Source organism: Penaeicola halotolerans, from assembly GCF_016464625.1.
Classification (GTDB): Bacteria; Bacteroidota; Bacteroidia; order Cytophagales; family Cyclobacteriaceae; genus Penaeicola; species Penaeicola halotolerans.
The window spans coordinates 115,922-126,745 of record NZ_JAEAGO010000005.1 but is presented as its reverse complement, the minus strand read 5'-3'; the positions used below and the strand labels follow the sequence as shown (position 1 = coordinate 126,745).

At 41.8% G+C, this 10,824-nt stretch carries 11 protein-coding genes; 1 reads left to right on the top strand and 10 read right to left on the bottom strand.

Features of this window, described 5'->3' with window-relative positions:
* Positions 1-4: 4 nt before the first annotated feature.
* The 10 genes from I5349_RS12960 to I5349_RS12915 all read right to left on the bottom strand — a co-directional run bounded on the left by I5349_RS12960 (position 5) and on the right by I5349_RS12915 (position 9,695).
* Complete coding sequence (locus I5349_RS12960) at positions 5-1,033, bottom strand: rod shape-determining protein (RefSeq protein ID WP_226391206.1); 1,029 nt, start codon at positions 1,031-1,033, stop codon at positions 5-7.
* A gap of 94 nt (positions 1,034-1,127) precedes the next feature.
* On the bottom strand, positions 1,128-2,654 hold the full coding sequence (purH, locus tag I5349_RS12955; RefSeq protein WP_226391205.1) for a bifunctional phosphoribosylaminoimidazolecarboxamide formyltransferase/IMP cyclohydrolase: 1,527 nt from the start codon (positions 2,652-2,654) through the stop codon (positions 1,128-1,130).
* Between the two features lie 44 nt (positions 2,655-2,698).
* Positions 2,699-3,259, bottom strand: a complete 561-nt coding sequence (gene purN / locus I5349_RS12950) for a phosphoribosylglycinamide formyltransferase (protein ID WP_226391204.1) — start codon at positions 3,257-3,259, stop codon at positions 2,699-2,701.
* 9 nt (positions 3,260-3,268) lie between these two features.
* Positions 3,269-4,141: a geranylgeranylglycerol-phosphate geranylgeranyltransferase gene (locus I5349_RS12945; protein ID WP_226391203.1), complete on the bottom strand. Its 873-nt coding sequence runs from the start codon at positions 4,139-4,141 to the stop codon at positions 3,269-3,271.
* Positions 4,142-4,196: 55 nt separating this feature from the next.
* Positions 4,197-4,973 carry a Rossmann-like and DUF2520 domain-containing protein gene (locus tag I5349_RS12940; RefSeq protein WP_226391202.1) on the bottom strand — a complete coding sequence of 259 codons (777 nt, stop codon included), beginning with the start codon at positions 4,971-4,973 and terminating at the stop codon, positions 4,197-4,199.
* A gap of 95 nt (positions 4,974-5,068) precedes the next feature.
* Positions 5,069-7,606, bottom strand: coding sequence for a cytochrome c biogenesis protein CcsA (ccsA, locus tag I5349_RS12935; protein ID WP_226391201.1), 2,538 nt, complete (start codon positions 7,604-7,606; stop codon positions 5,069-5,071).
* Positions 7,607-7,653: 47 nt separating this feature from the next.
* Positions 7,654-8,058, bottom strand: a complete 405-nt coding sequence (locus tag I5349_RS12930; protein WP_226391200.1) for a cytochrome c maturation protein CcmE domain-containing protein — start codon at positions 8,056-8,058, stop codon at positions 7,654-7,656.
* A gap of 6 nt (positions 8,059-8,064) precedes the next feature.
* Positions 8,065-8,304, bottom strand: coding sequence for a CcmD family protein (locus I5349_RS12925; RefSeq protein WP_226391199.1), 240 nt, complete (start codon positions 8,302-8,304; stop codon positions 8,065-8,067).
* 16 nt (positions 8,305-8,320) lie between these two features.
* Positions 8,321-8,992 (bottom strand): cytochrome c biogenesis protein CcsA, encoded by a 672-nt coding sequence (gene ccsA, locus I5349_RS12920; protein ID WP_226391198.1) that lies wholly within the window; start codon positions 8,990-8,992, stop codon positions 8,321-8,323.
* Between the two features lie 46 nt (positions 8,993-9,038).
* The gene (locus tag I5349_RS12915) at positions 9,039-9,695 is read right to left on the bottom strand and encodes a heme exporter protein CcmB (RefSeq protein ID WP_438865900.1); all 657 of its coding nucleotides are present in this window, start codon (positions 9,693-9,695) and stop codon (positions 9,039-9,041) included.
* A gap of 100 nt (positions 9,696-9,795) precedes the next feature.
* Here I5349_RS12915 and I5349_RS12910 point away from each other — a divergent pair, with 100 nt between their 5' ends.
* Entirely contained in the window at positions 9,796-10,818 is a 1,023-nt protein-coding gene (locus I5349_RS12910) for an NAD-dependent epimerase (RefSeq protein ID WP_226391197.1), read from the top strand.
* Positions 10,819-10,824 lie beyond the last annotated feature (6 nt).

The following is a 10,824-nucleotide window of genomic DNA, read 5'->3' as shown; positions in this document are numbered from 1 at the left end:
CAAATCAGGTCATCAATACAGTTCTGAAAGCGTCTAAGTTTTTAAGAGCCGTACCCGTACCTCGCACTACAGCTCTCAATGGATCTTCTGCAATGTGGATAGGGAGTTTGGTCTTCTGGTGTAGTCTTTTGTCTAATCCTTTGAGCAATGCACCACCACCTGTGAGGTGAATACCATTGTCATAGATGTCAGCAGAAAGCTCAGGTGGCGCAATCTCTAGTGCCTTGAGTACTGCTTCTTCTATTTTAGATACAGACTTGTCTAGTGCAAAAGCGATCTCTGAGTAAGAAACTTTGATGACTTTAGGAATACCTGTCATCAAGTCACGGCCTCTGATCTCATAGTCTTCTGGAGCATCATCCAGTTCTGTTAGTGCAGATCCTATGGCGATTTTAACTTTTTCAGCAGAGCGCTCTCCGATAAGCAGGTTGTGCTGACGTCTCATGTAGTCGAGGATATCCTTGGTAAATGTATCACCGGCCACTCTGATAGATTGATCACAGACGATACCAGATAGGGCAATTACTGCGATCTCAGTAGTGCCACCTCCGATATCTACGATCATAGACCCCATAGGCTTTTCTATATCTATACCGATACCGATCGCTGCTGCAATAGGCTCATGAATCATGTAGACTTCTTTAGCACCTGCGTGCTCAGCAGAGTCACGTACCGCTCTTTTTTCTACTTCAGTGATACCAGAAGGAATACAGATTACCATCCTGTGAGAGCTAGGGAAAAAGCTTCTTTTATTGACAGTGATCATTTTGATCATGCCTCTGATCATCATCTCTGCGGCATGAAAATCTGCGATCACCCCATCTTTCAAAGGTCTGATCGTACGGATATTTTCGTGAGTTTTTTCGTGCATGTTCATAGCCTCACGGCCTACGGCTAGCACTTTGTTAGTAGTCTTATCTATCGCTATAATGGATGGCTCGTCTACCACTATTTTGTCCTTGTGGATGATGAGTGTATTGGCCGTACCAAGGTCTATGGCAATATCACTTGAGAAAAAGTCAAAGAATCCCATGCTTTATGTTGCTTGATTAAAATTCAAAATGTGTCTTGAGAATCACCTTAAATATATAACAAGTTCTGTTAAATATTCTGGTTTTCAGTTCATATTAATGTTTAAAATGTCTAACTCCTGTAAATACCATAGCTAAGCCATTTTGGTCACAGTAGTCGATAGAATCTTGATCTTTGATAGAGCCTCCAGGCTGTACGACCGCGGAGATTCCTGCTTGATGAGCGATCTCTACACAGTCAGGAAATGGGAAGAAAGCATCCGAAGCCATTACGGTACCTTTGAGATCAAAACCAAAAGACTGTGCTTTTTCAATAGCCTGCCTCAAGGCATCTACCCTAGATGTTTGTCCTACTCCACTAGCAAATAGTTGCTGGTTATTTGATAGGACTATGGTGTTTGACTTAGTGTGTTTGCAAACTTTAAGTGCAAAGGCCAAAGCATCTTTCTCTGATTCAGATGGAGCTTTTTTAGTGACTGTTTTGAAGTCAGATACACCTTCTGTAGCGAGGTCTCTATCTTGGATGATGACTCCATTGAGTAGCGTTTTATGCTGCACTTTTGTCTCCAAGTCCTTTTTCTGAACGAGTAATACCCTGTTTTTCTTGCTTTGAAGAAGCGATAAGGCGTCCGCATCATAAGAAGGGGCAATCAATACTTCAAAGAATAACTTATTTAATTCCTCAGCAGCAGCAAGGTCTATGGCTTGATTGCTAATCAGCACACCTCCAAAAGCAGAAACAGTATCCGCAGCAAAAGCTGCTAAATAAGCTTCTTTCACAGAATTTGCCACCGCTACACCACAGGCATTTGTGTGTTTGAGGATAGCAAAGGCTGTTTGTCCTTTAAACTCTTCTATCAAAGCAACAGCCGCATCGATATCTACTAGGTTATTGTAAGATAGTTCCTTACCGTTCAGTTGCTCAAACATAGCGTCCAAATCTCCAAAAAACTGACCTTTTTGGTGAGGGTTTTCTCCATATCTGAGGCTTCTTGATTTACGCTCACTTTGTTTGAAAACAGGGATTTCTTCTGTTTGATTGAAGTAATTGAATATCTGTGTATCGTAGTGAGAGCTGACATCAAATGCCTTTGCAGCAAAATGTCTTCTATCAGCTAAAGTGCTTCCGCCATTGTTTTCGATGAGCACTTTTTCTAAAGTCTCATACTGCTCTCTGCTCGCTACGATTAGTACATCTTGGAAGTTTTTAGCGGCAGCTCTTATCAATGAGATACCTCCGATGTCGATTTTCTCAATGATATCTTGCTCAGCTGCACCAGAAGCCACCGTTTCTTCAAAAGGATATAAATCTACGATCACTAAGTCTATAGCTGGTATTTCAAATTCTGCTGCTTGCTTGACATCTGCCTCTAGGCCACGTCTATGCAAAATACCTCCAAAAACTTTAGGATGAAGTGTTTTTACTCTGCCACCGAAGATAGATGGATAGCTTGTCAAGTCTTCCACAGCGATCACTTCAGCACCCTGCTCTTCTATAAAAGTCTGAGTGCCACCCGTTGAGTAGATTTTTACTCCATGCTGTTTGAGCAATTGAATGATAGGTTCTAGGCGATCTTTGTAATAGACTGATATTAAGGCTGATTGTATTTTTTTAACTGACATGAGGCTTGTGAAATTTATGAAGGTGCAAAGGTATATATTTTGGACTATTTAAGCAGGTCTTCAATGATTTTTGGGAAATATTTATGCTCTAGTTCAAGTACTTTTTGTGCGATCATCTCAGGGCTATCTGTAGGCTCTAGTTGTACTGCTGCTTGAAAAAGTATCTTCCCTTCATCAAAGTGCTCATTGACAAGGTGTATGGTGATACCAGACTCAGATTCACTTGCAGCTTTGACAGCTTCATGGACATGATGACCGTACATGCCTTTCCCCCCATATTTGGGCAAAAGTGCTGGATGAATGTTGACGATTTGCTGTGGGTAGGCATGGATAAGATCTTCTGGGATTTTCAAGAGAAACCCTGCTAATACGATCAGATCTATGTCATGCTTTTTGGCAAGTTGAGTGAGTTGTCCATCGGCCATTTCAGACTTGCTAAAAACAATGACAGGGACATCAAATCTAGCAGCTCTTTGGATGACACCAGCCTTAGGATTATTGGTGCCGATCAAGGCTATTTTACCAACTTTAGATTGTTGGAAATGCTTCATGATTTGTTCGGCATTGCTACCACTTCCAGAAGCTAGGATCATTATTTTTTTCATAGATATCATTTATAAAAATACCATGCTGATAATGCCTACAAGCATGAGCCATTTGCAGTATCTGCTAAGGTGTGTAAAATCTCTTTTTTTGTCCGATCTACTGAGTTTGTAAAGGAACCAGACAAAGGGCACTCCTAATAGACCAAAGTAACTCATCAGGTAGACATTGCTAGTGCTGATCGTGACGATGATCAGTGTCAATACAAAGCCGAAACTCAGCCAATAGATAATATTTTTGGTTTTGCGGATTCCATATTTGATTGGAAGCGTCAAGCAGCCATGTCGCATATCGCCTCTCATGTCTTCGATGTCTTTGATGATTTCTCTGATGAGGGTAATAAACAAAGCGAAGATGGCATAGGTAAGCACTAGTCGCTCACCGCTTTCATAATACAAATCTACTAGTAGGATGGCTAAGCTAGTCAATAATCCTACTGCTAAATTTCCTACAAAGGGAAGTCTTTTAAGCTGATTGGAGTAAAGCCATAGCAGGAAGGAGGCACCTAAGCAGATGAGGCCTATCTGATAGCTAACGAGTAGACCAAGGAGCACACCGATGATATTGAGTATGGTGTGGATCACCATCACGACTCTGCGCTTAAGTAGCTTGCCTACGACTACTTTATCAGGTTTATTGATATAGTCTATCTTGATATCGTAGTAGTCATTGATGATGTAGCCTGAGGCCGTGAGGACGATGGTCGCTAGGCAAAGCAAAAATAGCTTGACATCAAGCAAGTAATCCCAATAGTCGGCACTGCCAATAAGAAAGATCGCTGTCATGTACTGAGCCAATGCTACGATTAGCAAGTTGCTGACTCTGGCCATGCGGATCAATCCAGTCAAGGAAAAGTTAGAAGGTACTTGCTTAGCCGATGTCATGGAGAGTATTTTGCTTGCTTAAAATTACACCGACTAGATGGAAATAACAATCTTCTCAGTAAGCGTCTAAGATGTCTTGAGAGATTTGTCTATAAATATTTGCGAGCGACTCATTGTATTGCAAAAACTGATAGTGTTTGTCCATCGTCTCTAGGTCGTTTCGTCTAGCAGGCCCAGTTTGTGCATTAGCTGCGCCCATTTCTAGACTTTTACTGATACTCTCGATAATCAGGGGCTTTAACATCTCGAAGTCGAGCCCTTGTCTTCGCATGATATCCTCCGCGATACGGATCATGTGATTGGTGAAGTTGCTAGCAAAAACTGCTGCTACGTGAAGCCCCTTTCTATCCTTTGTATTCACAAAGTAAACCTGCTGAGAAATTGACTTTGCGAGATCTTTGAGTTGTTTTTTGACTTGATCATCATCGGCTTCTAGTAGGATAGGGACATGGTCAAAACTCATCTCTCTAGCCTTACTAAAAGTCTGTAGAGGATAAAAAATGCCAGTGTAGCTAGCAGATGAATAGTCTAAAGCACTAAGTTCGGTACTACCTGAAGTATGGACTAGGATAGCTCCTTCTGGCAGGATGATACTATCAGCTATGGCTGAGATAGCACTATCAGAAACGGCTATGATAAATATCTCAGAATCACTTTCTGAAAAGTCTAGGTCACTTTTAACTTCCGCTTCATACAGTCGACCTACTAGTTGTTCAGCGTGCTTTGGGTTTTTGCTGTAGATTTCTCTTACAGTATGACCTGCCGCTTCTAGTGCGGGAGCCAAGTGCCAAGCAACATTGCCTGATCCGATGAGGGCTATTTGATAGTACAAGGGACGTGTTGATTTGTAAATTCTTTAGCTAAATCTAAGTAAATATGTCACCTAAACAAAAAGAGACTAGCGATTAAACTAGTCTCTTTTCAATTTTATTCCACTCCTTTATCTCGCATCTTGATGAACTCCGTGTACCTTCTATAAATAGCTAGTCCAAAGCCAAACATCAATACTAGCGTTCCAATCCAAAGGATATTGATATGTGGCTTCACGATGGCTTTCATGATCACGTAGTCTTTTTGCGTGGACTGTGTGTTAAATTCAAAACTATCCGATTCAGGGTTGATACCTGCCAAGGTGATTTTCAAGCCCAATTCATTGTCTGTATCAGTTACTCTGCCAACCATGCCATTTTTGATTGCATAGATAGGCTTGAGGTATTGCGTACTTTCTTTGCCTTCTATTTTGACATAAGCCATGAGCGCTACTTCTCCGTCTGCCAATGCTTCACCTTCTAAGGTGTCCATAGTCTCGACTTTTTCGAAAGTAGCCACATAGTCATTGAGGATGAATTGTTCGCCTATTTTGACTGTTTGTTTTTCTACGTCACTCCACTTACGCTGAGTGTCATCCACGATAGAGAATACATAGGTGTAGAGGTCATGATCCCAGTATTTTTCGATATCTGGCGAGGCTAATATCCCATCTCCCATTTGCTCGTTGATCTGGCCTCTAGGATAGAGGGTAAAAGCATCCTTGCCTCCTTTTTTGTAAGTCACTTCGTAAAAAGTATTCTCAGGCTGATAGATGTCTAATCGAGCACCTTTAGCCGCATATACTTTACCGTCTACAGTGATATCGGTCTCAGCGATTGCTACATAAGGGTCATCAGTGAAGATCATTTGTTGATAAGGAACATAGCCTGGGATGCCTTTGACTTCTTTGAGTCGTCCTTTATAGACCACCTCATAGTCATCCATTTTGATAGGGTCATCATAGAAAAGGAGCACGTGTTCTACATTGACCTCGTCTGGGAACTCTCTGTTGAAGATAAAACCAGATCTATTGATAGAAATGGTCTCTGAGTAGCCTGAAGAAAACATAGTACCGATGAGCATCAGACCCACACCGATGTGCGTAAAGGATCCAGCAGCTAGTTTGAAAGAGCTCTTTTTGAGGAGTCCTATTAGTATTTTCACATTGGCTGTGATCGTAAATAGTCCTGCTGCTAATGCTATGATATACTTGATGTCAAATACTTGGGCGAAAGTAACTACCAACGCTGTCAGCACCAGACTGACAATGTATGGCGTAAGTAGTTCACTTTTGAGCTTGGTTTCATCCATTTTTTGCCAAAAGAAAAACTGACCAACACCCGATAGAATGGCTACTGCTACAGCAAACCACAGTTGGAACTTAGAGTAAAAGGCTACTTGATCTGCTGGGGGAGCGATATTAGAGATGCCACCAAATGCCTCGATGATCGCACTGTAAACAGGGATAGAAGTAGGGATGATCACTTGAAATGCCATCAAAGTAAGTACTGTAGCGCCCAAGAAAATCCAAAACTCTCGCGAATACATCGAAACTTCACGCTCTGATGAAGGAATGTCCTTCCAAGCGCGAGCAGCTAAGATGATGGCTCCTAGTGTAAAGAATAATAAATAGACCAGAAGCTGACCAGAAAGGCCTAGGTCAGTAAATGAGTGAACGGAGGCATTGCCAAGGATACCGCTTCTAGTGAGGAAGGTGCTGTAAAGAATCAAGACATAAGCTGCTATGATCAAAACAAATGAGCTTTTGAGAGCAGTGTTACTCTTTTTGAAGGTAATCATCGTGTGAATACCTGCGACCAAGATCAGCCAAGGCACATACACGGCATTTTCTACTGGGTCCCAGTTCCAATATCCTCCAAAGTTCAGTGTCTCATAAGCCCAATATGCCCCCATGATGATCCCAGCACCCAATACTAGTGCTGCAAAGTGTGACCAAGGAAGTGCTGGTCTGATCCACTCCGTATATTTTTTGAGCCAGAGACCTGCTATCAAATAGGCAAATGGCACAAGTGTAGCTGCGAACCCTAAGAATAGAGTAGGAGGGTGGATGACCATCCAGTAGTTTTGAAGCAGTGGGTTGAGGCCTGTACCATCTTCAGGGACAAAATTGGGGTCTATCTGGAAGATCGGTGCGGAGATCACTTCTCTTGTCAGCATAAATGGTGAACTACCGATCTTGAAGTCACCAATGACAACACCTAGGATCATAGAAGCCAAGAATGCCTGAACCAAGGCAAAGACAGTCATCACAGGGCCTTCCCAAAACTTATTGGTATTGATGATGACTATACCTAGTAAAGCATGCCAAAGTATCCAGATAAGAAAGCTTCCTTCCTGACCTTCCCAAAAACAGGCTATGATATACTCTAGTGGAAGCACCTTGCTAGAGTGTGCCCAAGCGTAGTGGTACTCATAGTATTGATTGAGGATGATGTGGAAAAGCGCATAGACTACAGCTACCACAGAGAGTGCATGTGCATAGAAAGAGGCACGGGCAAACTTTCTCCAAGACTCTTTTTGATCTAATTGCTGCTCATTGGCCACTTTGAAGTATGCATAAGCTGCCAACAAAGAGGTGACGAATGAGACGATCACCATGAGGTGACCAAAATTGCCAATGAATGTATGAATCATAGCGATATAGTAAAAGAGCCTACTGAAAGGCTCTTTGAGGATAAGGATTATTTAATTTCTGTTTCTTGGTATTTTGAAGGACACTTCATCAAGATCTTGTCTGCGATGAAAGTCTCTTGATTGCGATATCCACCGATGACTACGACTTGCTCTGCCATCGTGAAGTCTGCTGGCACGGGCTCATTGTAGTAGACTCGCTGCTCTTTTTGATTTTCATCTACTAGGATAAATGAAAAAGAAAGATTGTCTTCACTTCTTTCTATCCCTCTTACTTGTCCTGCAGCATCTTTTGGGAGTTCTCCTACTACGTGTATTTTGGTAGTTTTCCCATTGTCAAACATCTCTTTAGCTTCACTGAAGTTGACATAAGAGCTAGCGTCACCCGCAGTAGAGATGATCACCATAATGGCTACAGCGATAACTACGATTCCAAATAGGTGTACTTTTTTCATGGTAGATTACTTAACTTCTTTTTCCAATTTACTCACTTTGCGATCTATGCTGATCGTATAGCCTATCAAGCCAAACATCACAGCTCCAATGATCGCAACCAATACGTAGATCTTTCCATCAGCACGCATCTTATCTGCCATCTCTACTTGTGTGTTTTGGTAGTCGGCATCAGTGACCTCGTATTTTTCTTGCGCAAAGGTAGTCATGGAAAGGCACAAGAACATGATAATTAATAACTTCTTCATTGTTTTTGGTTTAGCATTAAGCAAATTTTCTATCCTCCACTTTTCTCTGGACGACTCTAAGACGAATCTTCAATGTGCTCATCCACACTCCGAGAAGCGTCCACCCGATGATCGCAGGGTAGAAGACTAGCCTGAGCTTACTATCAAGGTCATAGGCATTGAAACCCGGATTTCCGCCATTGCCTGGGTGGAGGCTATCAGTTAGTCTAGGAAGGACAAAAAGCAAAGGGATCAATGCAGCAAAAGCAAATATGTTGTACACCGCACCAATACGAGCACGCTGCTGTCTGTCTTCCAGCGAATTTCTCAAGATGATGTACGCAAAGTACATTAGGATGCCTATAGCAGAAGCATTTTGCTTAGGATCTCCATTCCAGTAGTCACCCCAAGTGAATTTGGCCCAGATCATACCAGTAAAAATCCCTAGCATACCCATGACCAAGGCAGTATTGGTAAATTCTACCGCTATATCATCATGTTTGATATTGCCGCTTTTTAGATATTTGATAGAGTAGATAGCAGCGACTAACAGCAGCAAAATCATCGCAAACCACATAGTCACATGAAAATGCAGTGCTCTGATGGTTTCGTTGAGGATAGCGAGACGGGGTACGTCAAATAGCAAACCACCTATCAATGTGAAGATAAGCAGGGCTATTGTGAGTATTTTCCACCAGTGTTTGAGCATGCGTTTTTTATTTTATCAATAACTTATTTTTAAACTTCTAGGTTCGCTAACTTCTCCATAGATAAGGGAAAAGCATGAAGGAAACGACCGATACGATTGCGTTGATTGCAATGAGTGTAAGAAGCTTATCCATACTTAGATCCCTGTCGATACCGTCCATGGCATTTTTGGATACGCGAATCACCATCAAAAGGATGGGAATTATCACTGGAAAACTTAAAATAGCCATCAAAGTAGCATTATTGCCTGCTTTAGAAGCAATAGCAGAGACCATAGTGAGACAAGCCGAAAATCCTACAGCACCCAATAACATATTCACAATGAATAATCCTTGATCACCTACAGGATTTCCCAACACTAGACTGTATACAGTATAGCCTAAAGTGGCTAGGACTAGCATGAGTAGTGTATTATACAGCATCTTGGATAGGATGATCGCTTCAGGACTCGCCAAAGTGTAATAATAAAGTTGGCGACCACTACTCTCTTGAATGAAGCTCTTCGCTACGGCATTTACCGCTGAGAAGAGCATGATGATCCAGTAGAGTGCGTTCCAAGTGATCTCATCGATTGATTTGAAACTGAGATAGCTGATAAATACCGTACTGACTACATAAAGTAATATGCCATTGAGGGCATACTTTTGTCGCCATTCGAGTATGAGTTCTTTTTTGAAAAGTGCCGTGACTTCTTTGATCAGCATGGCGCAAATATACACATGAAAGCCATTGAGCAGACGGAAAATCATGAAATCCTGACGTAGATTTCTAAAAGCTTTTATCTTTGGCCAAAATCTTTGAAGTATGCAATCAAATAAAGTATTAGTCACAGGAGCGGCTGGGTTTGTAGGTTATTTTTTGAGTAAAAGACTTTGTGCAGAAGGCTTTGAAGTGACTGGGCTAGACAATCTCAATGACTACTATGAGGTTAGTCTCAAAGAAGCTAGGCTTAAAGAACTGCTTCCTTTGGCTAATTTCTCCTTTCATCAAGGAGATTTGACCGATGCTGTTTTTATCAATGAGCTATTTGAAAAGGGTAAGTTTGACTACATCATTCACCTAGCAGCGCAGGCAGGCGTACGTTATTCGATCGAAAATCCCAAAGCCTACATCGAAAGTAATATCAGCGGTTTTTTGAACGTGCTAGAGGCATGCCGAAAATATACTTGCAAACACCTGATTTATGCTTCTTCCAGCTCTGTCTATGGTGCCAATGTGAAGATGCCATTTGCAGTGCAAGATGCCGTAGATCATCCTGTCTCACTCTATGCAGCGACTAAAAAGTCAAACGAGTTGATGGCACATACTTACTCGCATCTCTATGGGATACCGACTACAGGCTTACGCTTCTTTACTGTTTACGGGCCTTATGGTAGGCCAGATATGGCTTATTTTTCCTTTACCAGAGATATTCTCAGTGGAAAGCCTATCAAAGTCTTCAACTTTGGTAAGATGAAGCGTGACTTTACTTATATAGATGATATCGTGGAGGGGATTTATCGCTTGATTCCTCACATACCTGCGGTTAATAGTACCCTATGGGATGCTAATACTCCTGATCCTTCGGCTAGTTTTGCTCCTTACAGAGTTTTTAATATAGGGAACAATGAGCCTGTTGAACTCAATCGCTTCATCGAAGTACTAGAAGAGCACTTAGGTAAAAAAGCTAAAAGGGAATTGCTCCCTATGCAAGATGGAGATGTCGTAGCTACTTATGCAGACATATCGCCACTGCAGCGAGAAGTAGGCTTTAAGCCAAGTACTAGTATAGAAAAGGGCCTAGCCGAATTTGTCAAATGGTACAGGTCTTATTATAAGGTGAAGTAAACACTT

What these genes read in the sequence shown, in the direction of transcription:
- purN (WP_226391204.1), bottom strand. Translation starts at nt 3,259, where the DNA reads ATGAAAAAAATAATGATCCTAGCTTCTGGAAGTGGTAGCAATGCCGAA.
- ccsA (WP_226391201.1), bottom strand. Translation starts at nt 7,606, where the DNA reads ATGATTCATACATTCATTGGCAATTTTGGTCACCTCATGGTGATCGTC.
- purH (WP_226391205.1), bottom strand. Translation starts at nt 2,654, where the DNA reads ATGTCAGTTAAAAAAATACAATCAGCCTTAATATCAGTCTATTACAAA.
- I5349_RS12910 (WP_226391197.1), top strand. Translation starts at nt 9,796, where the DNA reads ATGCAATCAAATAAAGTATTAGTCACAGGAGCGGCTGGGTTTGTAGGT.
- I5349_RS12925 (WP_226391199.1), bottom strand. Translation starts at nt 8,304, where the DNA reads ATGAAGAAGTTATTAATTATCATGTTCTTGTGCCTTTCCATGACTACC.
- I5349_RS12960 (WP_226391206.1), bottom strand. Translation starts at nt 1,033, where the DNA reads ATGGGATTCTTTGACTTTTTCTCAAGTGATATTGCCATAGACCTTGGT.
- ccsA (WP_226391198.1), bottom strand. Translation starts at nt 8,992, where the DNA reads ATGCTCAAACACTGGTGGAAAATACTCACAATAGCCCTGCTTATCTTC.
- I5349_RS12945 (WP_226391203.1), bottom strand. Translation starts at nt 4,141, where the DNA reads ATGACATCGGCTAAGCAAGTACCTTCTAACTTTTCCTTGACTGGATTG.
- I5349_RS12930 (WP_226391200.1), bottom strand. Translation starts at nt 8,058, where the DNA reads ATGAAAAAAGTACACCTATTTGGAATCGTAGTTATCGCTGTAGCCATT.
- I5349_RS12915 (WP_438865900.1), bottom strand. Translation starts at nt 9,695, where the DNA reads ATGCTGATCAAAGAAGTCACGGCACTTTTCAAAAAAGAACTCATACTC.